The 21,428-nt window shown below is 70.9% G+C and carries 22 protein-coding genes; 10 read left to right on the top strand and 12 right to left on the bottom strand.

Translation table 11 applies throughout. The features are described from left to right. The first annotated feature begins 48 nt into the window (after positions 1–48). A complete protein-coding gene (locus ABGB14_RS07875) occupies positions 49–954 on the top strand; it encodes a phosphotransferase (protein WP_347642853.1) in 906 nt (301 codons plus the stop codon). A gap of 4 nt (positions 955–958) precedes the next feature. After that, the gene (locus ABGB14_RS07870; protein WP_347642852.1) at positions 959–1,582 is read left to right on the top strand and encodes a DUF4126 domain-containing protein; all 624 of its coding nucleotides are present in this window, start codon (positions 959–961) and stop codon (positions 1,580–1,582) included. A 93-nt stretch (positions 1,583–1,675) separates the two neighbouring features. On the opposite strand, the gene ABGB14_RS07865 is transcribed toward ABGB14_RS07870, so the two are convergent. Both ABGB14_RS07865 and ABGB14_RS07860 read right to left on the bottom strand, forming a co-directional pair. Next, on the bottom strand, positions 1,676–2,476 hold the full coding sequence (locus tag ABGB14_RS07865; protein ID WP_347642851.1) for an alpha/beta hydrolase: 801 nt from the start codon (positions 2,474–2,476) through the stop codon (positions 1,676–1,678). A gap of 4 nt (positions 2,477–2,480) precedes the next feature. Then, complete coding sequence (locus ABGB14_RS07860) at positions 2,481–3,317, bottom strand: glucose 1-dehydrogenase (RefSeq protein WP_347642850.1); 837 nt, start codon at positions 3,315–3,317, stop codon at positions 2,481–2,483. A 187-nt stretch (positions 3,318–3,504) separates the two neighbouring features. Here ABGB14_RS07860 and ABGB14_RS07855 point away from each other — a divergent pair, with 187 nt between their 5' ends. Both ABGB14_RS07855 and ABGB14_RS07850 read left to right on the top strand, forming a co-directional pair. Next, a complete protein-coding gene (locus ABGB14_RS07855) occupies positions 3,505–4,110 on the top strand; it encodes a hypothetical protein (RefSeq protein WP_347642849.1) in 606 nt (201 codons plus the stop codon). Positions 4,111–4,159: 49 nt separating this feature from the next. Further along, entirely contained in the window at positions 4,160–4,735 is a 576-nt protein-coding gene (locus tag ABGB14_RS07850) for a Uma2 family endonuclease (RefSeq protein ID WP_347642848.1), read from the top strand. Here the strand turns inward: ABGB14_RS07850 and ABGB14_RS07845 are convergent. Further along, positions 4,732–5,295, bottom strand: a complete 564-nt coding sequence (locus ABGB14_RS07845; RefSeq protein ID WP_347642847.1) for a hypothetical protein — start codon at positions 5,293–5,295, stop codon at positions 4,732–4,734. The genes ABGB14_RS07850 and ABGB14_RS07845 overlap by 4 nt on opposite strands. Positions 5,296–5,581: 286 nt before the next feature. Between ABGB14_RS07845 and ABGB14_RS07840 the strand changes: the two genes are divergently transcribed. Continuing rightward, entirely contained in the window at positions 5,582–6,478 is an 897-nt protein-coding gene (locus ABGB14_RS07840; protein ID WP_347642846.1) for an RIO1 family regulatory kinase/ATPase, read from the top strand. Positions 6,479–6,610: 132 nt separating this feature from the next. Here the strand turns inward: ABGB14_RS07840 and uvrB are convergent, their stop codons facing one another. Both uvrB and ABGB14_RS07830 read right to left on the bottom strand, forming a co-directional pair. Then, positions 6,611–8,719 (bottom strand): excinuclease ABC subunit UvrB, encoded by a 2,109-nt coding sequence (uvrB, locus tag ABGB14_RS07835; RefSeq protein WP_347642845.1) that lies wholly within the window; start codon positions 8,717–8,719, stop codon positions 6,611–6,613. A 36-nt stretch (positions 8,720–8,755) separates the two neighbouring features. After that, positions 8,756–8,989, bottom strand: a complete 234-nt coding sequence (locus ABGB14_RS07830) for a helix-turn-helix transcriptional regulator (protein WP_347642844.1) — start codon at positions 8,987–8,989, stop codon at positions 8,756–8,758. A gap of 154 nt (positions 8,990–9,143) precedes the next feature. Between ABGB14_RS07830 and ABGB14_RS07825 the strand changes: the two genes are divergently transcribed. From ABGB14_RS07825 to ABGB14_RS07815, 3 genes are all read left to right on the top strand, one after another. Further along, complete coding sequence (locus tag ABGB14_RS07825) at positions 9,144–10,769, top strand: SPFH domain-containing protein (RefSeq protein ID WP_347642843.1); 1,626 nt, start codon at positions 9,144–9,146, stop codon at positions 10,767–10,769. A gap of 135 nt (positions 10,770–10,904) precedes the next feature. Further along, positions 10,905–12,143 (top strand): SPFH domain-containing protein, encoded by a 1,239-nt coding sequence (locus tag ABGB14_RS07820; protein ID WP_347642842.1) that lies wholly within the window; start codon positions 10,905–10,907, stop codon positions 12,141–12,143. A gap of 10 nt (positions 12,144–12,153) precedes the next feature. Continuing rightward, entirely contained in the window at positions 12,154–12,927 is a 774-nt protein-coding gene (locus tag ABGB14_RS07815; protein WP_347642841.1) for a sporulation protein, read from the top strand. On the opposite strand, the gene ABGB14_RS07810 is transcribed toward ABGB14_RS07815, so the two are convergent. Further along, entirely contained in the window at positions 12,924–13,709 is a 786-nt protein-coding gene (locus ABGB14_RS07810) for a methyltransferase domain-containing protein (RefSeq protein ID WP_347642840.1), read from the bottom strand. The two genes, ABGB14_RS07815 and ABGB14_RS07810, sit on opposite strands and share 4 nt — an antisense overlap. A 183-nt stretch (positions 13,710–13,892) precedes the next feature. Here ABGB14_RS07810 and ABGB14_RS07805 point away from each other — a divergent pair, with 183 nt between their 5' ends. Beyond that, positions 13,893–14,135, top strand: coding sequence for a hypothetical protein (locus tag ABGB14_RS07805; RefSeq protein ID WP_347642839.1), 243 nt, complete (start codon positions 13,893–13,895; stop codon positions 14,133–14,135). Between the two features lie 42 nt (positions 14,136–14,177). On the opposite strand, the gene ABGB14_RS07800 is transcribed toward ABGB14_RS07805, so the two are convergent. Further along, entirely contained in the window at positions 14,178–14,750 is a 573-nt protein-coding gene (locus ABGB14_RS07800) for a TetR family transcriptional regulator (protein ID WP_347642838.1), read from the bottom strand. Between the two features lie 97 nt (positions 14,751–14,847). On the opposite strand from ABGB14_RS07800, the gene ABGB14_RS07795 reads away from it, so the two are divergent. Continuing rightward, entirely contained in the window at positions 14,848–15,672 is an 825-nt protein-coding gene (locus ABGB14_RS07795; protein WP_347642837.1) for an SDR family NAD(P)-dependent oxidoreductase, read from the top strand. Between the two features lie 3 nt (positions 15,673–15,675). Here ABGB14_RS07795 and ABGB14_RS07790 read toward each other — a convergent pair whose 3' ends face one another. The 5 genes from ABGB14_RS07790 to ABGB14_RS07770 form a co-directional block, all read right to left on the bottom strand. Next, positions 15,676–17,022 (bottom strand): glycoside hydrolase family 43 protein, encoded by a 1,347-nt coding sequence (locus ABGB14_RS07790; RefSeq protein ID WP_347642836.1) that lies wholly within the window; start codon positions 17,020–17,022, stop codon positions 15,676–15,678. A gap of 152 nt (positions 17,023–17,174) precedes the next feature. Next, positions 17,175–17,777, bottom strand: coding sequence for a dephospho-CoA kinase (gene coaE / locus ABGB14_RS07785; RefSeq protein WP_347642835.1), 603 nt, complete (start codon positions 17,775–17,777; stop codon positions 17,175–17,177). Positions 17,778–17,819: 42 nt separating this feature from the next. Then, positions 17,820–18,296 (bottom strand): GNAT family N-acetyltransferase, encoded by a 477-nt coding sequence (locus ABGB14_RS07780; RefSeq protein WP_347643140.1) that lies wholly within the window; start codon positions 18,294–18,296, stop codon positions 17,820–17,822. A gap of 13 nt (positions 18,297–18,309) precedes the next feature. Next, entirely contained in the window at positions 18,310–20,115 is a 1,806-nt protein-coding gene (locus ABGB14_RS07775; protein WP_347643139.1) for an alpha/beta fold hydrolase, read from the bottom strand. Between the two features lie 115 nt (positions 20,116–20,230). After that, a complete protein-coding gene (locus ABGB14_RS07770; RefSeq protein ID WP_347642834.1) occupies positions 20,231–21,364 on the bottom strand; it encodes an epoxide hydrolase family protein in 1,134 nt (377 codons plus the stop codon). Positions 21,365–21,428: the final 64 nt, after the last annotated feature.

Raw genomic sequence — 21,428 nt, 5'->3', positions numbered from 1 at the left:
TACCATAAAAGGTCTAGACCGTTTAGGCCGGTGGAGCTAGCATCGACCATGGCCGTTGCCCAGGTCCTCGATCGCATCCCCCTGCTGTCCGGCGTGCCACGAGCCGTGGAGGAGCTGCCAGGGGGGTTGACCAATCGCAACTATAAGGTGACCACGCCCGGCGGCACGTATGTCGTGCGCGTGTCGGCCAGCGACGGCGCGCTGCTGGCCATCGACAGGGACGCCGAGCACGCCAACTCGCTGGCCGCGGCGCGCGCCGGGGTCGGCGCGCCGGTGCACGCGTACCTGCCCGGCCAGGGGGTGCTGGTCGTGGGCTACCTCGAGGCGCGCACGTTCACCGAGGCGGATCTGCACGATCCGGCCAACCTGCCGAGGGTGGCGGAGGTGTGCCGGCGGCTGCACGCCGGGCCGCGGTTCGTGAGCGACTTCGACATGTTCGACGTGCAGCGGCGCTATCTGGAGATCGTTCAGGAACGCGGCTTCCGGCTTCCGGCCAGATACCTCGAGTTCATGCCCATCGTTGCCGAGATCCGGAAATGTCTGGCTATACGGGATGAAGGCACGGTTCCGTGTAACAACGACCTCCTGCCCGGCAACATCCTCGACGACGGCCGGCGCCTCTGGCTGATCGACTACGAGTACGCCGGCAACAACGACCCCTGTTTCGAGCTCGGCAACGTCTGGAGCGAGTCCGACCTGCCGTCCGGCCACCTGGAGGCGCTCGTCACCGCGTACTACGGCCGCCCGCTCCGCCACAAGATCGCCCGCGCCCGCCTGCTCGGCCTCATGTCCAAGTACGGCTGGACACTCTGGGCCTCCATCCAGGACAGCGCGAACGCGAGCATCGACTTCGACTTCTGGTCCTGGGGGATGGAGAAGTACGAGCGGGCGGTGGCCGAGTTCACCGGTCCCGCCCTGGCGGACCTCATGGACGACGCGGCCCGGGCAGACTAGGGGCATGCTCGCCGCTCTGACCGGTCTGGGCCTGTCCACGGCCGCCGGGCTCAACGCCTACATCCCGCTCCTCGTCGTGGGCGTGCTCGCCAACGTCACCGACGCCGTGAAGCTCCCCGACGGCTACGCCTGGCTGTCCAACTGGGGCGTGCTCGCCGTGATCGCGGTGCTGCTGATCGCGGAGACGGTCCTCGACAAGGTCCCCGCCGTCGACAGCGTCAACGACGCCATCCAGACCGTGGTCCGCCCGGCGTCGGGCGGCGTGGTGTTCTCCGCCACCAGCGCCGCCGCCGAACTCGACCGGTCGACCTGGATGGCCGAGCACCCGTGGGCCGGATGGCTGCTGGGCATCGTGATGGCGCTGGCCGTCCACGTGGTCAAGACCACCGCCCGGCCGGTGATCAACGTCGGCACGGCCGGGACCGGCGCGCCGGTCGTGAGCACGGCGGAGGACGCGGGCGCGCTCGGCATGAGCCTCGTCGCGATCTTCCTGCCCGTCCTCGTGATCGTCGCGCTGCTGCTGCTCGCCGTCCTGAGCTGGTGGCTGATCAGGAAAGTACGCCGCCGCCGCGCCCGCGGACGGGCGGCCGGAGGAGCGCCCCCGGCCCGAAGCCGCCCCCCGGCGTAAGGCCGCCCCCGGCCTGAGCACGCCACCCGACCTGGCCCCGGGCCGCTCACCAGGCCGCTCACCAGGCCGCTCACCGGGCCGGCCACCGGCCGGTCATGTGCGCAGGCGGGCCACCCACCCCTCCACCAGGCGGACGAACTCGGCGGCCCGTTCCTCGTGCAGCCGGTGGCTCGAACCCTCCCAGCACACCACCTTCGAGGCCGGATCGCTCAGCAGCCCGGCCTCCCAGCGCGCCCGGCCCGGATCCGACCAGATCGACAACACCGGGCACCGCCTGCGCGCCAGGTAGTCGTCGGAGGCCGGCCGCACCCCGATCGCGCCCGGACCGGTGAACATCGCCTCGAACGCCTCCGCCAGCACGTGCGGCGGCATGGCGTGCAACCGGCGCTTGTGCCAGCGCCTGATGACGGCGGGGGTGGCGGCGTTCGTGCACCACTCGTCGATCTGCTCGGCGACCGCGTGCGCGTGCTCGCCACGCAGGCCCGCGATCATCTGGGGGAAGCCGGCGGCGACGTCCTCCGTCATGCCGTAGCCGGGGTCGACGGCGACGATCCCGCGTACCCGCCCGGGATGTTCGACGGCGAGGATGGACACCACCTGGGCCCCCATCGAGTGCCCGGCCACGGTCGCCTGCGGGATGCCGAGGTGGTCGCCGAGCAGGGCGTGCAGGTCCCCGGCCATCGCGCGGGGGGTGTTGCCGGTCTCAGGAACCGACGAGTAACCGTGGCCGCGCAGATCGACGGCGATCACGCGGTGCCGGTCGGCCAGCGCGTCGATGTGCCACGACCACTGGTGCGAGTCGGCGCCCCACCCGTGTACGAGCAGCAGCGGCGGCCCGTCACCGTCATCGGTGTAGAAGAGCCGGACATCCTCCCCGACGTCGGCGTACGGCATCGGCCTACCGCTTCCCTTCCGGCTGTTCCTCGTCCGGCCCGGTCCCGTCCCGCGGGCCCTCGTCCTGCCGGTTCCCCTCCATGCGGCTTCTGTCAGGGCGGAGCAGCAGCGCGGCCTCCCCCGCCGTCAGCCCTCCGTCGACGGCCAGCTCGGCCCCCGTCACGTACGAGGCCGCGTCGGACAGCAGGAAGGCGATCGTCTCCGCGACCTCCTCCGGCTCCCCCCAGCGCCCGGCCGGGGCCAGCGGGAAGGTGCCGTCGCCGGACACCGCGCCGAGCGGCTCGGTCATCGTTGTGACGATCATCCCGGGATGCACGGAGTTGACCCGGATGCGGTGCCGCCCGAACTCCAACGCCGCGATCTTGGTCAGCCCGCGCACCCCCCATTTCGAGGCGCCGTAGCCGCCCGTGCCGGGCAGGGCGCTGAGGCCGGCGACCGACGACAGGTTCACGATCGCACCGCCGCCCGACTCCCGCATGGGCCCCACCACCGCCTTGAGACCAAGGAAGACGCCGAGCAGGTTGACCCGCAGCACGTTCTCGAACTCCTCGGCCGACTGCTGCTCGATCATCAGCATGGTGGCGATGCCGGCGTTGTTCACAAGCCCGTCGAGCCGCCCGTGCTCGTCGACCGTCCGGGCGACCACCGCCGCCCACTGATCCTGGTCCCGCACATCGTGGGCGACGAACCGGGCGTCTAATTCCTTGGCCGTCGCCGTACCCTCCTCGACCAGCACATCCGTGAGGACCACCCGCGCACCCGCCGCGGCACACCGCCGAGCTGTCGCCGCCCCCATCCCCCTCGCACCACCAGTGACGATCACAACCTTGTCCTCAAGCACCGCCCTGTTCCCTTCTGCCGCACAACGCCTCTGGTCGCGTCGCCGGCAGGCGTGACCCGCCGCCCGGCGACCGATGCCGATGGTGAACTGAAACACAGGCCAAACTGATCGATCAAGAGCCGCTCCGGCCAGGCACCCCAGACCCGCCCGGCCGGACTATCCTTCACATCAACAACCCCGACAGGAGGTGGCGGAGATCAGCGAAATCCTTCTCATCGCCCTGGTGATCCTGGCGTTCCTCCTGTTGCTGGGCGGCGTCGGCATCTACGTGCTGGTCAAGCTGGGCAAGAAGGCCGCCGTCAAGGCCAGGGAGGCCACGACCCGGATCACCACGCACGTCAACGCGATGGGCACGGGCCAGGCCGCCGAGACCGAGCGCCTCCGGCTCGACCTGCGCCGCGAGATGACCCTCACCCGCCAGGCCGTCGACCAGGCCCAGCGCCAGGGGTGGGGCCTGGGCGACCTGCCGAGGATCATGGCCGACCTGACGAAGCACGTCGACACGCACGACGAGCAGCTGGCGATGTTCGCCCAGCAGCAGCGCGTGTCCCCCTACGTCGACCACGTCACCCTCGACCGGCTCAGACAGCACCAGGCCACGCTGACGGCCACGTGCGCCCGCATCCGCACCGGCCTGCTCAATGACCAGGTCCACCACACCGCGTCCGGCATCGCCGATCTGACCTCCCGCACCGACCTGGAGATCGAGGCCCGGCGCCGCGACCCCGACCCGCTGGACGAGATCGACGACCTCTACCGCCGCACGATGGAGGAGCGCAGGAACGAGCCCTGACCATCGCTCGTCGTGACACGTGTACGCGCCGCGCGAGGAGGGACTTCCGATGACCACGGCCCTCCCGGAGTGGTTCTACCCAGGCCCTCCCGGTGGCTGGACCGCCGACATGCTCGATCGCCTTCCCCCTGACGCGCCCCGGCACGTCGAGCTGATCGACGGGTCACTCGTCATGAGGCCACCGCAGACGGCCCTCCACATGCTCACACTCCGGCTGTTCGAGACGGAGCTCAGGCCGCCGGCGCATCTGGCGGTCGTTCGCGAGATGACGGTCACGCTGGGCATGCGTCAGCGTCCTGAACCAGACATCCTCCTGGTCAAGAAGCCCGCGATCAGCGCGTCGACCACATCCTTCCGACCGGACGATGTGCACCTCGTGGCTGAAGTGGTGTCGGAGGAATCCGTGGAGAGGGATCGGACCACCAAACCGATCAAATACTCCAACGCCGGCATCAAGCACTTCTGGCGCGTCGAACAGGAAGACGGCGCGCCCGTCGTCTACACCTTCGAGCTTGAGCCTGCGGTCAAGGTGTATGTCCCCACAGGCATCCATCGCAAGCGCCTGCAGCTCAACGTGGGATTCGAGGTGGATCTCGATCTCACCTTGCCATGGCCGCCCGCCTAGGGGTCCGTTCCCCAGTCACCGAAGATGACCGCGGCCAGCTCCGCCTCGGAAGCGCCCCTGCCCACCATGGCCTTGGTGGCCTGAGCCTGCTCGACGGTGGGCAGCCGGCCGTCCAGGAGCACGGGCAGCGAAAGGCGCCGCAGCAGCACCTCCGACGCCGAGATCCCGTACGGGCGGCGCGTCACGGCCACGTTGACCCGCAGCGCGTGCTCGTTGCCCGGCGGCACGTCCGGGCGGTCGATCTCGACGGCCGCGTAGCGGAAACCGTTGGCCAGGTCGCAGGGGGCGCATCCGGCCGGGCCCCTGCTGAGCCGGCCGCCGCACTCCGGGCAGGTCAGGCGGTCGTACGCGGCGTCCACCACGCGCCACGCATGCCGGTCCGGTTCGTCCACGACCATCTCGGCGATGAGCCGCTCGCCGGGCGGCTCCGGAGTGCCGAACTCGCGCTCCAGAAAGGCCCGCCAGCCCTCCTCCACGATCTCGTCGACCAGCCTCGCGCACCGGGAACAACCATGGGCGCCGGCCGGCTCCCACTGCGCGCACTCACCGCACCGTCGCATGCCCGCAAGGTACACGTCCGTCCGGCCGTACCGCACCGCGATATCGGGCCCCGCCCGCACATGCCGGCGGCATCCGCCCGCATCGCGACAGGCCGTTTATTCGGTTGCGGCGCTCGGGGTGGACCGGAATACTCGGGCGGAGTCGATCGCTGCGATGCGAAGGGAGGGTGAGACCGTGATGACGATTGTTCGCGTGCCGTTTTCCGCGTCCTCACACCTTCCCACCGGGCGTTCGCTGACCTGACCGCGACGAGCCGGTGGGCCTCACTTCTGGAGCAATCCCACCGTGCCCAAGCACTCGCAACACCGCCGCCGCGGCAAGTACGCCCTCGACGCCGACGACATCGCCTGGCTGGAGAGCACCTCTTCGAGCATCTCACCGGGCACCTCCTCCGGTCTCGATGACGGCCCTCCCGAAGGTGATCGCTGGTCCACCTGGGACCAGAGCACGCCGACCGAGAAGGGCCCCAGGCCCTACCCTGACTGGCTGGTCACCGATCTGGCCGCCGTCGACACCGAGCACGGCGTGCTCAAGACCGGCAAGGAAGCCGACGTCCACCTGATCTCGCGTGGCGTGCCCGGCACCGACCGCGAGTGCCTGCTGGCCGCCAAGCGCTATCGATCCGCCGACCACCGTCTCTTCCACCGCGACGCCGGCTATCTGGAGGGACGCAGCACCCGCGAGAGCCGGATGAACCGGGCCATGGCCAACCGCACCGCCTTCGGCAAGCAGGTGATCGCCGCCCAGTGGGCGGTGGCGGAGTTCGCGGCCCTGTGCCGGTTGTGGCAGCTCGGGGTGCCGGTGCCGTATCCGGTGCAGATCGTCGGGACGGAGATCCTGGAGGAGTTCGTCGGCACGCGGGACGGCTTCGCGGCGCCGCGGCTGGCCCAGGTGACCGACGACCTGGGCGACCTGTGGGAGCAGCTGGTCGCGGCCATGGTCACCCTGGCCAGGGAAGGGCTGGCCCACGGGGACCTGTCGCCGTACAACCTCCTGGTGCACGAGGGCAGGCTGGTCATCATCGACCTTCCGCAGATCGTGGACGTGATCGCGCATCCGGCGGGCCCGTCGTTCCTCGACCGCGACGCGCGCAACGTCGCCACCTGGTTCGCCGCCAAGGGCGTCACGGCCGCCGACCCCGGCACCCTCGCCGCCCTTCTGCGGGAGGAAGCCCGGATGTGACCGCCCCCGTCGTCGCGGCCGGGGCCTGCCCCGGCCGCGACGGCCCTCATCCCGCTGCTCCCTCTGGTCACCGAGCGTCGGGAGGGAGCGGGCCGGGCCGTCGACGCGTGGCGCCAACCGCCAGGGAATCGGTTATTCGACGCCTGCCTCGCGCATGTCGCGCAGCTCGCGCTTGAGCTCCTTGATCTCGTCGCGCAGCCGGGCGGCCACCTCGAACTGCAGGTCGGCCGCGGACTGGTGCATCTGCTCGGTCAACGAGTCGATCAGGGACTCCATCTGCGCCCTGGGCATGTCGCCGGCGATGGCCTTGGCGTGCTGACCGGCCTGCCGGGCGGCGAAGCCCGGCACCGGCGCCTTGCCGCGCGACTGCTGGCGCCCCCCGCCGAGCAACCGGTCGGTGTCGGCGTCCTCGCGCTGCAGCGAGTCGAGGATGTCGGCGATCTTCTTCCGCAGGGGCTGCGGGTCGATGCCGTTGGCTTCGTTGTAGGCGATCTGCTTGGCCCGGCGCCGGTTGGTCTCGTCGATCGCCCGCTCCATCGACGGAGTGATCTTGTCGGCGTACATGTGGACCTGGCCGGAGACGTTGCGGGCGGCACGGCCGATGGTCTGGATCAGGGACGTCTCCGAGCGGAGGAAACCCTCCTTGTCGGCGTCGAGGATCGACACCAGCGAGACCTCGGGCAGGTCGAGGCCCTCGCGCAGGAGGTTGATGCCGACGAGCACGTCGAACTCGCCGATGCGCAGCTCGCGCAGCAACTCGATGCGGCGCAGCGTGTCGACCTCGCTGTGGAGATAGCGGACCCGGATGCCGAGCTCCAGGAGGTAGTCGGTCAGGTCTTCCGACATCTTCTTGGTCAGCGTGGTGACCAGGACGCGCTCGTCGCGCTCGGCGCGCTCGCGGATCTCGTGGACCAGGTCGTCGATCTGGCCCTTGGTCGGCTTGACCACGATCTCGGGGTCGACCAGGCCGGTCGGGCGGATGACCTGCTCGACGACCTCGCCCTTGACCCGGCCCAGCTCGTAGGGCCCCGGAGTGGCCGACAGGTAGACCGTCTGCCCGATGCGCTCCAGGAACTCCTCCCACTTGAGCGGCCGGTTGTCGAGCGCCGACGGCAGCCGGAACCCGTGCTCGACCAGCGTGCGCTTGCGCGAGGCGTCGCCTTCGTACATGGCGCCGATCTGCGGCACGGTCTGGTGGGACTCGTCGAGCACCAGGACGAAGTCTTCGGGGAAGTAGTCGAGCAGCGTGTTGGGGGCGCTGCCGGCCTCGCGGCCGTCCATGTGGCGCGAGTAGTTCTCGATGCCGGAGCAGGTGCCGATCTGGCGCATCATCTCGATGTCGTACGTCGTGCGCATGCGCAGCCGCTGCGCCTCCAGCAGCTTGCCCTGGCGCTCCAGCTCCGACAGGCGTTCGGCCAGCTCCGCCTCGATGCCCGCCACGGCGGCGGCCATGCGCTGCTCGCCCGCGACGTAGTGGGAGGCGGGGAAGATGTAGAGCTCTTCGTCTTCGGTGATGACCTCGCCGGTCAGCGGGTGCATGGTCGAGAGCTTCTCGATCTCGTCGCCGAACATCTCGATGCGCACGGCCAGCTCTTCGTATTTCGGGATGATCTCGATCGTGTCGCCGCGCACCCGGAACGTGCCCCGCGTGAAGGCGAGGTCGTTGCGGGTGTACTGCATGTCGACCAGGCGGCGCAGCAGCTGGTCGCGGTCGACGTCCATGCCGACGCGGAGCCTGGCCATGCGGTCGACGTATTCCTGCGGCGTGCCCAGGCCGTAGATGCACGACACGGAGGCGACCACGATGGTGTCGCGCCGGGTGAGCAGCGAGTTGGTCGCCGAGTGGCGCAGGCGCTCGACCTCGTCGTTGATCGAGGAGTCTTTCTCGATGTAGGTGTCGCTCTGCGGGACGTAAGCCTCAGGCTGGTAATAGTCGTAGTAGGAGACGAAATATTCGACCGCGTTGTTCGGCAACATCTCGCGGAGCTCGTTGGCGAACTGCGCGGCCAGGGTCTTGTTGGGCTGCATCACCAGCGCGGGCCGCTGCAGCCGCTCGATCAGCCAGGCGATCGTGGCCGTCTTGCCCGTGCCGGTGGCGCCCAGCAGGACGCTGTCCTTCTCCCCGGCCTTGACGCGGCGCTCCAGCTCGGCGATGGCCGTGGGCTGGTCGCCGGAGGGAGTCATCTCGGTGACGACCTCGAAGGGCGCCACCTTCCGCTGCAAATCTGTGACCGGTCGCATGGTGCCCACTGTAGGCGGCCGGACTGACAGAAAACGTCAAGCGGACCGCTCGCCGATCCTGGGGAAGGGGCTGGTGGAGAAGACCACTTCGACGGGCACCTCGAAATAGCCGGCGATGCGCAGCGCCAGGTGGAGGCTGGGGCTGTACTCGCCGCGTTCGAGATAGCCGACGGTCTGGTAGTGGACTCCGAGGGCCTCGGCGAGCTGCCTGCGGGTCACGTTCCGCTCCGCGCGCAGCAGCGCGATGCGGTTGTGGACGGTCTCGCTCATGGAACTCCTTGCGCGCATCCCCGACGTAGCACATCCACTACATACGCAGCACACCTGCTACCAACAGCACTACATATGTGACGCCGCATTGCAAGCGAACAGTAAGTCATTCCCGATACGGTCGGAATCGCCTGTAGCGGAAAAGGAAGGTCCAATGTCACGTCCCAGAGAGGCACTACGCCAAGCAGGTCAGGGCATCGCCCAAGCGATGGCGCAAGGGGGTGACGTACGCCAGGCGATGGGTCAGGCCGCGGAGCAGTTCGCCGGCCAGATGGGGCCCCAGGGCGGTGGGGGCCAGGCCCCGGGCTTCGCGCTGAACCCGCACGACTTCGCGGCGGCCCGCGACGGCGGCGCCTCCATCGGCACCCTCATCGAGGCCAGGACGGCGTCGCTGAACGAGGCCGGCGAGATCGTCAACCGCAGCTTCGCCGACAACGGCATGCACGTCATCTCGCCCGTGGTGATCCCCAAGGGCAGCACCGCGAAAGTGCTCGTGCCCCTTGTCATCCTCGTGGTGCTCGGCCTCATCGGCGCCCTCGGCAACGTCATCCCCAACACCGACCTGATCTTCGGCCCGCACTACTGGTTCGTGCTGGTCCTGGCCGCCGTGTTCCTGTGGTGGCGGCGGAGCGTGGTGATGGTGCCCGAGGGATGCAAGGCGCTGATCACCAAGTTCGGCAAGCTGGTGCACATCGCGGACCCCGGGCGGGTGACGCTGTTCAACCCGTGGAAGCGGGTCAGCTACATCGTCAACACCACGCGCGAATACCCGTTCAACGCGCCGATCAGCGAAGCGCCGACCCAGCAGGGCGTCAAGGCGAGCGTGGACCTGTTCCTGCAGTTCAGGATCGAGAACCCGGCCGAGTTCATCTTCGTGCTCGGCTCGGTCAGCGGCTTCCAGTCGAAGCTCCAGAACGCCATCAGCGAGGTCACCCGCTCCCTCATCTACGCCCAGCGGGCCGAGGAGATCTACGACCTGGTGGGCGAGAGCACGCTCGGCATGCTGGAGAGCCTCAACCAGCAGTTCCTGCCCGCCGTGCGACTCACCGACGTGAACATCACGCACGCCGAGCCCTCCAGCCAGGAATACCGCATGGACCTGGCGGCCCCCGAGATGGTGCGCGTCGCCAAGGAGGCCTACACCTACGAGTACGAGCTGAACCTGCGCAAGGAGCAGAACGAGGGCGACCTGATCAAGGAGCTGGCCGGGCTGCAGGAGACGCTGAGCGCCATCCAGGCCGAGATCGCCGGCTACCAGGCCCGCATGGACACCGCGCTCGAACGCGCCACCCACCAGGCCACGGCGCAGGCCAGGCAGCGGCTGGTCGAGGCCGAGTCCACGGCCAACGCCAACGCCGCGCTCCTGGAGGCCCAGGCCCTGGACATCAGGGCGCTGTCGGCCGCGGAGGCGCCCGAGATCCTCGACTACCGCTTCCAGCAGGACCTGCTGACCAGGCTGGAGTCCGTCTCGGCCCGGCTGCCGCAGGTGGTGCAGGTGGGCGAGCAGACCGACATCGACTTCCTGGCCCTGGCGCAGCAGTTGGTGGGCGGGAAGGGCGCGGTGCTGTTCTCCCCCGAGGACATGGCCGCCATCCGCTCCAGGCTCGACGAGATCGGCGCGCGCGTGGCGGGCCGGGAGGACGAGATCGTCGCCCTGCTCAAGAAGGCTGCCGCCGACGTGGGCGAGGCCGTGGAGACCCCGGAGCCGGACCCGGAGCTCGATCGGACCGTCGAACGCCTCCTGCCGGGCGGCCGGGCCCAGGGAAGTGAGCTCCTGTGAACAGAGAGCAGAACCGACGCGTGTTTGAGGAGCTGAGCGACCGATGAGCAGGGAGCGAACCCGACGCAGTGAGCGGAGTGGAGGGCCGAGGAACGAGGCACTCCGCGGAGCGAATGAGGAGCTGGTGAGCGACCGATGAGCAGGGAATTCTCGAAGATCAAGGAGTCGCTGGCCTCCTGGAGCGAGATTCGCCAGCTGCTGCGCGGAGGCGAGCAGGGCCAGCTCGTCCCCGTCGTGATCCCCAAGGACCGCCGCGGCTTCGCCTGGATGGCGCTGGTGTTCCTGGCGCTCTACTGCGCCGGCATGGCCGCGCTGACCGACCTCACCATCATCGCCGCGCTGGCGGCGCTGGTCTTCCTGGCCCTGGCGCTGGTCACGATGTGGCGCAAGGCGATCATCGAGATCGAGGAGGGCACCACCGGCGTGCGCAGCCGTTGGGGCGCCATCACCAGCACGCTGCCCCCTGGCCGCCACTACCTCTGGCTGCCGTGGGACCGGGTGGACGCGGTCGTCGACACCTCGACCGAGATCCCGTACTCGGCGCCGATCGTGGCCTGCCCCACGGCCGAGAACGTGCCGCTGAAGTCGATCGAGTTCTTCCTGAAGTTCCGCATCGTGGACCCGGTCGCGTTCGTCCGCACGATCGGCGCGGGCAACTTCGACCTGGTGCTCTCCAGCGCGGTGCAGGACGCGATCAGGCAGCGCAGCCGCAGGGTCCACACCGAGCGCGCGTACGACCTGCGCGGCTCCGACGTCGGCGACATGCAGGACGCGCTCAACCGCCAGCTCGGCAGGTACGGCGTGCGCATCACGGGCGCCAACATCCCCGACGTCCAGCTGCCCGACCAGTACCAGCAGCACCTGTCCACCCGGGAGAAGGTGGCCAAGGAGATGTCGGCCTACGAGCGCGAGTGGGAGCTGACCCGCAAGCGCCGCATCGACACCCTGCTGATGGAGATCGAGCGCTCCAAGAAGACCCGTGACGCCCGCGTGGTCGAGGTCAAGGCCGCCCACAACACCGCGCGCAAGGACGTGGCGCGCATGCTGGAGGAGCAGGAGACCGAGGCGCAGCGGGTGACGTGGGAGATCGAGGCGCGCGGCAGGGCCGAGCTGACCGCCGCCGAGAACGAGGCCAAGGCGCTGCGCCGGCTGGCCGAGTCGTACCGGGACAACCGGGCCGTGCTGCAGTACGAGCTGGCCCGCAAGCGCCTCGACGTGGGCGCCAAACTGGCGGAGAACGCGCCCCAGCCGCTGGTCGTACGCACCCAGCAGGGGCAGTCGGACTCCGCGCTCTCCACCCTCCTCCTGGCCCAGCTGCTTCCCCGCATCTCGGGCACGGGCTCCGGCCAGAACGGCCACACACCTTCCGCATAGGAGAACCCCCATGGTGTTCCGCAAGTTGATGGCCGCGTTCGGCGCGGGCGTCGAGGTTGACACGGTGCTGACCAACACGGGAGTGCGCCCTGGCGAGCTGCTGCGCGGGGTCGTCCACTTCCGCGGCGGCAAGGCGGACTACAAGGTCGAGGGCATCCACATCGACCTGACGGCCGTCGTGGAGGTCGAGTCGGGCGACAGCGAGTACAAGTCGACCTACAGCTTCCTGCGCCAGCAGGTCTCGGGGCCGTTCCAGCTCGCCGCGGGCGCGCAGCACCAGCATCCGTTCGAGGTGGCGATCCCGTGGGAGACGCCGATCAGCGCGATCGCGGGGCAGCCGCTGCGCGGGATGAGGCTGGGCGTGCAGACGGAGCTGGCGCTGGCGGGCGCGCTCGACAAGGGCGACCTCGACCCGCTGTTCGTCAGCCCGCTGCCCATCCAGGAGCACGTGATCGCCGCGCTCGACCGGTTGGGCTTCCGGTTCAAGAAGGCCGACCTGGAGCGCGGCACGCTCTACGGCTCGACGATGCCGTTCTTCCAGGAGATCGAGTACTACGCCGGCGGTAAGTGGCGGCGCTACTTCAACGAGCTGGAGCTGACGTTCATCGCCGGGCCCGGGAAGATGGACGTCATCCTGGAGGCCGACAAGCGGGGCGGCTTCCTGACCTCCAGCCATGACGCCTACAACCGGTTCACCATCCGCTACGACGATCCGCCGGGCGCGGCGGAACAGGCCCTGGAGCGCGGGCTGGAGAAGATGGCCCGCCACCGCGGGTGGTTCTAGACCCGTGTCACGGCCAGCAGGTGACCGCTGGCCCCCAGGAGCGACGGCTCGCACTCGACCTTGCGGGCGGCGTCGAGCAGCAGCTCGCGCCGCCCGTCGTCGTCCAGCCAGGCGTTCACGTCCCCGTAGAGCCAGAACACGCCCTCCAGGCCGTAGCGGCGCGGCTCGGGCAGCCCGGCGTCGGTGAACTCGCCGGGGATCTCCTCAGGGGTGTGCAGGTAACCCCGGAATCCCGTGTCCACGGTCGAGATGATCGTGCCGGTCTCGACGGAACGGTAGTCGGCGGCCCGCGCGGCCTGCTGCGTGAAGGTCCCGTGGTAGACGCTGTCGTGCAGGGCCGCGTACCTGCTGATGAAGGCTGCGGCGATCGTGCCGCCGGGCCGTGCGGCCCGCCGCGCCTCGGCCAGCGCCCGGACGCGGTCGGCCCGCTCGGGCAGGTGGTAGAGCGGCCCCAGCAGCAGCACCGCGTCGGCCTGCCCGCCGGGGACCGGCAGGTCGCGGGCGTCGCCGAGCCGCGCGCTCACCCCCGGCAGCGCCGCCGCCTCCTCGACGTGCAGGGGCACCGGGTCGATCACCTCCACGGCGTACCCGTCGGCCGCCAGCCACTCGGCGTGCACGCCGGCGCCGCCACCCACGTCGAGCACCCGAGCGGGCGGCGGGGGCAACGTGCGGCGCAGCACGTCACGGGTGCGGTGGAACTCCAGCCTGCCGCGCCCCTGGCGCAGCCTGGTCAGCTCTCCGCCGCGCTCGTAGTAGGCGCGGACTTCCGGATCCATGATCATGCCGTTGGATCCTACGTCGGGCCGCGATCCGGGTTCGACCTGTTATCCGGCCGGCCCTTGCTCTCGCACGGGTGTCTGAGGAAAAGTCCGCACCTGTTGTGTGCCGTATGCCGATGAGTTCCGCCGCCGTTCGCGGTCTATTCAGAGGGTGCCGGCGAACGGCACGTATGAGAGGAGCCCGACATGTTCACCACGACCGAGCTGGCCCAGGTGCTCTTCGCGACCGCTCTGCAGCCGTCGGACCGGCTGACGCCCGTCCAGATCCGCGAGGCCGTGAACGAGCGGCTGTGCGCGTGCGGCGGCGACCCGGCCTGGTGCGCGGCGTACGTGGCGCAGGAGGCCGGCGACCACCCCGAGACGTACGTGAGGCGGATGCGCTGGGCGCTGGGCGCGGTCGCCGGCGCCTACACGCTGGCCGCCGCCTGACACGCAGGGCGCTCGGCGGGCGAGCGGCGCCCGGCGGCGCCGTCACGCGTCCGAGGTGCCCGACATGGGACGGCCCAGCAGGTCTCCGGCCACGGCCGCCACGTGCGGGGCGAGGTCGTCGAGGCCGGCCTCGGCCAGCGCAGGGGTGGCCACGACCGAACGCAGGATGCCGATGCCGACCAGCCAGGCGCTGAGCAGCTCCGCCCGCAGCTCGGCGTCGTCGCCCTCGGCGAGGTCCTCAAGGGCCCTGACGTAGGTGGTGCAGACCTCCTCGCGGATGCGCTGCCTGGTGTCCTCGTGGGCCGAGGAGCGCAGCATGGCGAGCAGCGGGTGCTCGCCGCCGTAGCGGGTCCAGTCGGCGAAGACCACGGAACGCACCATGCGGGCGACCAGCTCCTCCTCGGGGCCGTCGAGCAGGTCGGCGGGAATGTCGGCGGTGACCTCGTCGAAGAGCCGCTTCTTGTTGCCGAAGTAGCGGAAGATCAGGCCGGCGTCGACGCCGGCGTCTCCGGCGATGTCGCGCACGCTCGTGGCGTCGTAGCCCTCGCGGGCGAAGCGCAGCCTCGCGGCCTCCAGCAGGCGCGCCCTGGTGGCCTCCCGGTCTCTCTTCCGCACGTGGCACTCCCCTCATAGTCATCGATCGTTGACATTGTACGGCCACGGTGTGCTACGTTCCCCGTTAGTCAGCGTTCGATGACTTGGAGGATGGAATATGCGGACATATGTCGTGTCGGGCGGCACAACCGGTATGGGGAGAGGGTTGGCCCGCCACTTCCTGCGGCGCGGCGACCAGGTGACGATCATCGGCAGCGATCCCGCGAAAGGGCGGCGCTTCCTCGACGAGGCGGCCCGCGCCGGGGCCGGCGACCGGGCCGCGTTCGTCCAGGCCGACCTGACCTCGGTCGCGGAGAACGTACGCGTGGTCAAGGAGATCACGGCGCGGCACGACGCGCTGGACGGGCTCGTCCTCACCGCGATGCGGCACTTCCCCGGCCGGGTGGTGACGCCCGACGGCTTCGAGGCCACCTTCGCCCTCTACTACGTCAGCCGGATGCTGCTCAGCTACGGCCTGACCGGCCTGCTGGACAAGGGCGCGAACCCGATGATCGTCAACGTGTGCGGCGTCGGCGCCACCAAGGGCCGCATCCACTGGGACGACCTGTCTCTGGAGAAGGGATTCAACCGCATCAAGGCCGTGCTCCAGGCAGGTCGCGCCACCGACCTCCTCGGCGTCGCCTACGCCGCCGACCATCCGGACGGGCGTACGCGTTTCCTCCTGCACCACCCGGGCTTCACCGACAGCGGCACCGACAGCCTCCGCGGGCCGGCCAAGGCCGTCATCAAGGTGCTGGCCAGGTTCTTCGCCCAGCCCGTCGAGAAGAGCATCGAGCCGATCATCGAACTCATGGACGACCCGCCGGGCGGCGGCCTGCTCGCCTACGACCGTCGCGCCCCGGTCGACCCGTCGCTGCCGACCCTCGACCCGGGTGACGCGCGCCGCCTGCACGAGCAGACCGCCCACCTGCTGCGGCCGTGAGGCTCAGTACACCTCGATCCGGTCCATGCTGATCACGGTGCTGCCCGAGGCGGGGTTCTTCTCGCCCGTGACGCGGACCCGCAGGGTGTGCGTGCCACGCGGCAGGACCGGGCTCAGGTAGTTGAGCTGCTCACCGACCCGGATGCCGCTGTAGTAGTCGACGCGCTGCTCGGGGCCCCCGTCGATGGAGATCGCGGCGATGCCGTTGCCGCGGTCGCGCACGCTCAGCAGGGCCACCCTGGTACCGGTGAAGGTGACGGTGGCGGTCGCGCCGGCCTCGCCGCTCCAGTGGTCGTTGCTCCAGAAACACTGGTTGCCGCAGCCGGAGCCCGACTGCCACGTGCCGGCGTACGACACCTGCGGGTCGAAGTCGTTGATCACCGAGGTGGCCGCGCCCGGGTCGCCGGACGGAAGATCCTGGGTGGCGCCGGCGGCCAGCGGGCGGCCGAAACCGGGCGTGCCGTCGGCGTTCCAGGTGAACTTCTGCACGCGGGTGGTGCGGAAGTCGTAGGTGTAGGTGCTGGTGTTCTTGCCGTGGTAGGCGATCCAGTCCTCGGTGCCGTCGGGCGAGCGGAAGAACGAGTGGTGACCCGGGCCCCACACGCCGGTGGAGTCGTTGCGCGAGAACACCGGCCCGGGATGCTGCCTCCAGTTGGCCGCCACCATCGGGTCGGCGCCGTCCGCGATGCTCTTCATCCACAGCTGGTAGTCCGGCTTGCCGGTGTCGCAGGTGGAGTAGGTCAGGAACGTCCTGCCGTTGCGGTAGAGCGGGGTCGGCCCCTCCCGCACCTCCGTGCAACCCCCGTCGGCGGGGATGGCCACCCGGCCGCCGGTCACCGTCCACGGGTTGCTCATGCGGGCGATGTAGAGCTGCGCCGGGCCGCCCATGCCGCGGCCCGGGCCGGCCCAGACGAAGTACTGCCGGCCGTTGTGGGTGATCGGCTCGCCGTCGATGGCGTACTCGCCGAAGTCGGCGATCCTGGCCTTGAAGGTGTACGGGCCCATCGGGTCGTCCCCCGCGGACTCCAGGACGTACATGCGGTGGTTGGCGTCGACGCCGTCGGAGGCGGTGTAGTAGACGTACCAGCGGGATCCGACGTGGCGGAAGGCGGGCGCCCACATCTGGGTGTTGCGGCTCGGGTCACTGTCGCGCCACACCACCTGCTCGGGCGCCGACAGCAAGGTGGCCAGGCTGGGCGACCTCCAGATGCCGATCCGGTCGCCGCGCGTGGTGGCCACGTAGTAGTTGCCGTCGTGGTACATCAGGCTGGGATCGGCGCTCGGGTTGACCGGGTTGCGGAACGTCTGCGTCGCGGCGCTCCCTGCGGCGGCGCCGGGGAAAACCCCCATGAATGCGATGAGGACTGCGGCTAAGACGGCGGACAAGCGCGGCATCGGGATCCTTCCACGAAACCTGTCGGGTGATCTTTCCGATGGTCATGGATCGGGGTCAGCCCGTCAACGCCCGGGGCGCGGCTCCCGCGGGCCTGGCCCGCCCGCGCTCAGTCGCGGCCAGCGCGTCTCGCCAGCTCGTCCCAGACCTCGGCCACGCGGGTCTCCAGCTCCTCCAGGGAACCCTCGTTCGGCACCACGATGTCGGCCGCCGCCAGCCGCTCCTCCCGGCTCGCCTGGGCGGCGATGCGGGCCCTGGCGTCGGCCTCCGGCATGCCCCGGTGCTCGGCGAGCCGCCTGACGCGCACCTCGTCGGCCGCGTCGACGACGATGACGACGTCGTACATCGAGGCCAGGTCGTTCTCCACCAGCAGCGGCACGTCGTAGACCACGATCGCGTCGTCGGGCGCCTGGCCGCGCAGCTCCTCCACCCGCTCCCCCACCAGCGGATGGACGATCGCGTTGAGCTCGGCCAGCCGCTCGGCGTCGTTGAACACGATGGACCCGAGCCGCTCCCTGTCGAGCGAGCCGTCCGGGTGGAGCACCCCCTCGCCGAACGCGGCGACCACCTTGGCCAGGCCGGACGTGCCCGGCTCGACCACCTCGCGCGCGATCTTGTCGGCGTCGATCACCATGGCGCCCCTGGCCGCGAGCCGCCTGGACACCTCGCTCTTGCCGGAACCGATCCCGCCGGTGAGCCCTGTCGTCAGCACGCACCCGAGCCTATCGGCCGCAGCGCGGGCACGGAGCGGTGGTCACGGCGGGGGTGAGAGCCCCGCGGGCCTGCGCAGGTGCACCAGGGTCAGGTGATCGTCCATCCGCTCCCGGTGCGTCTCCCGGTAGCCGAGGCGGCGGTAGAGCCGTACGTTGCCCTCCGACAGATGGCCCGTGAACAGGTCGAACGCGGACGCCTGCGGCACGGCCTCGTGCAGGGCGCGCAGCAGGGCCGTGCCCAGCCCCTGCCCCTGGCGGTCGGGCGCGACCACCAGCCGGCCGACCACGCACGTGGCGCCCGACAACTGCCCGCGCACCGCGCCGACGATCCTCCCCGGCCTTCCCGCGTCGAGCGCCTTGAGCACGACGGCGCCCTCGATGGCCTTGCGCATCTGCTCCAGCGACTCGACGAGCGGCGGGATGTACGGGTCGCCGTAGAGCTGGGCCTCGCTCACGTAGGCCGCCCGCTGCAGGGTGAGGATCTCGCCCGCGTCCGCGGCAACCGCCCGTTCGATCAGCACGCGCAGCACCCTACCCGGCGCTCGCGCCTCTCGGGTTCATACCGTCCACCAGCGCTCCCCTGCAGGCTGTGCCGCGAGCGGGGAGCGTGCCCTTGACGAAGTAGTCGTGCACGCGGGTGCGCAGGCAGCTGGCGCGGAGCTTGCGTACGCCCTGCAGCAGATAGGCGTCATGCCCGTCGCCGTGCCACAACACCACCGCGCCGGGGATCCGCCTGGCCGCCCGTGCCGAGCCGGAGGCGGGCGCCTCGATGTCCAGCCGCCCGATGCCCACCAGCACCCGCGTCCCCGCGGACGGCGAGGACGGCCGGGACGGTCGGGGCGGCTGGGACACTGCGGAGGAGGGCCCCGTGCCCGCCAGGCCCAGGCACCGGCCGGCCTCGTGCCTCCCGCTCATCCACCCCACGCGGGGCGCGACCGCGCGCAGCCTCTCCTCCATGGCGAGAAAATCCCGGTATCGAGGCATGGCGGGCACGTCCTGGCACCTCATCATCCGCAGCGTCGTACCGTTCGCCCCGCCGCCCGGGGCGAGCCCGCTCAGCGGCAGCCGAGGCGCGTCGTCCGCGCCCGCCGACGCCGGGAACGGAGACGCCAGGGAGGCCAGCTGGCGGGCATCGCCGGACCTGGCCGCCGACAGAGCCCTGGCCAGTTCGGGCCAGCGTGCCGGGGTGAGGCCGGCGTACACGGCGGCGACCAGCCGCCGGGCGTTCACCTCGCTTCGCGGCCCGTCGGGCAGCGGCACGCGTGCGGCCAGGTCGTCGAAGACCGACACGGCGTCGTCCTCGCCCAGCGGGCAGCCCAGCCGGCCACGGCACCAGTCGCGGAAGGCGTACAGCTGTCGCTCAACCGCGCGGGCCCTCGTGGTCATCCGCCGCTCCAGCCCGGATCCGGTGAGGTCGGGTACGCCTTCCAGGTACATCCGCCCCACGCGGCCCGGGAACGACTCCGCGTACGCCTGCCCGTAGACGGCGCCGTAGGAGTTGCCGAAGTAGCGCAGCCGTGCCTCGCCGAGGGCGGCCCGCAGGGCGTCGAGGTCGTGGGCGACCTGCCAGGACGTGAGCCGGGTGGCTCCCGCGGCGGCGCGGCAGCTCCTGCCGTGGGCGGCGTTGGCGCGGGCGTGGGCGCGCCAGCCGGCCGGGCCCCGGGACAGCTGGAGGCGCAGCACGTCGGGGGGCGGCACCGCGCATCGTACGGCCGCCGCGCTGTCGTGGTCGCCGGACCCGCGCGCCTCCATGATCACGACGTCGAACCACCGCGCCAGCTCGCTCACGGTGTCGGGCCGCGCCCGCACGTCCTGGATGGAGGACCCCGCACCGGTGTTCACGACCAGGTGGCCGCGACTGCGCCGCGGGTCCCGCGCGGGCATCCGGGCCACGTCGATCTCGGTACGGGCTCCGCCCGGCCTGGCCCAGTCGGCGGGCACGGACAGCTTGGCGCACCGCAACCCGTCCCCGCAGTCCCACCAGGCAAGCCCTCGCCGCGCCCCGCCCGCCCGCCGCAGCGCCGCGCCGCCACCGCCCACCTGCCGCGCCGCCGCGCCGCCACCGCCCACCTGCCGACCCGCCGCGCGGCCACCGTCCACCTGCCGCGCCGCCGCGCCGCCACCGCCCGTCTCCCCCACCATGCGAGCGTCGCCGGCCTGCACCGCAGGAGTGCCGCCGGCCTCCGGAGCGCCGGTCACCACCGGCACGGCACCCGTCCCATGGGCCTCCGGCGGGACCGGCGCGGGGCCCGCGCCGGCCGCTCCCGGTGCGGCGAGTACGCCACCCCCGCCGGCGACCGTCAGAGCGGTCGTCATCCGCAACATCCGCTGACCCATGCCCACCGCGTCGCTCCTGCAGAGTAGTGCCGACAGCGCAGGTCAGCAGTCTGTCAGCGCCCTGCGGGCCGGTGGACGGCTTCGCCGAAGGCCGTAGGGGAAATCTCCGGCAGCCTCAGCGGATCGTCCGGAAAGCGGCGCGTATGCCCGCCACCAGGGAGTCCGGCGTCGCCATGGCGACCATGTGGCTGGGGCTGTGCGCCTCTCCCCAGTAGACGATGTCGTTGCCGCGTTCGGCGATCCGCCGCATCACCGCCGGCCCGCCGTGTGTCACCCCGGTCGGCACGGCCCGCTGGTCGACGGGCAGCCCCGCGGCGCCTTCGTAGTAGGGCCACGACGACGACCCACCGGTGCCGGTCAGCCAGTAGAGGCTCGCGTTGGCCAGCACCAGGTCGCGCTCGACGGGCTCGGACCCCGCCCCCCACCCGTCGAACTCCTTGAACCTCTCCACGAGGTAGGCGAGCTGCGCCACCGGCGAGTCGGTGAAGCCGTACGCGAGCGTCTGCGGCCTGCTCGCGAGGTAGGGGCCGTACCCGCTGCCCTCGGTCATCCAGGCGGCCATCTCCGCCAGCTCGGCCCGCTCGGCCTCGCTGAACCCCTCCAGCTGCGCCGGGTCACCCGTGTGGAGGCCGAGCCCGGCCGTGATGACGGAGCCGATCACGTGCTCGCTGTCGAGCGCGGCCAGTTGCGGGGTCACCAGCGCTCCGGCGTCGTTGCCGTGGGCGCCGTACCGCTCGTAGCCGAGCCGGCGCATCAGCTCGGCCCACGCGCGCGCCACCCGCTCGATGTTCCACGGCCGCTCGTCGGCGGGCTCGGGGAACGGCGAGAAGGCGAACCCGGGCAGCGATGGCGCCACGACGTGGAAGGCGATGTCCGGGTCGAGCCCGTGCCGGCGCGGGTCGGTGAGGGGCCCGATGACGCTCAGGAACTCGGCGACGGAGTTCGGCCAGCTGTGCGTCATGATCAGCGGTATGGCGCCGGGCTCCGGGGAGCGGGCGTGCACGAAATGGATCGTCTGCCCGTCGATGCCGGTGGTGAACTGCGGGAAGGCGTTGAGCCTGGCCTCCCACGCCCGCCAGTCGAAGCCGTCGGCCCAGTGTTCGGCGAGCTCGCGCAGGTATGGTGCGGGCACGCCCCGGCTCCACCCGCCGGGCAGCGCCCTCGCCCATCTGGTACGCCGCAGCCGGTCGCGCAGGTCGTCGAGGTCGATCTGCGGAATGTCCAGGTGAAAGCGCTTGATGACGTTCATGCCCGGCACCCTAGGAACCCTTGCGGCAAGAAGGCTTCCGCATCGACCCGCTCGGCCGGACCGT

This window comes from Nonomuraea sp. B10E15 (genome assembly GCF_039871615.1).
In the GTDB taxonomy this organism is placed as follows: domain Bacteria; phylum Actinomycetota; class Actinomycetes; order Streptosporangiales; family Streptosporangiaceae; genus Nonomuraea.
The sequence above is the reverse complement of the archived record's forward strand: the minus strand, read 5'-3'. Positions and strand labels throughout refer to the sequence as shown.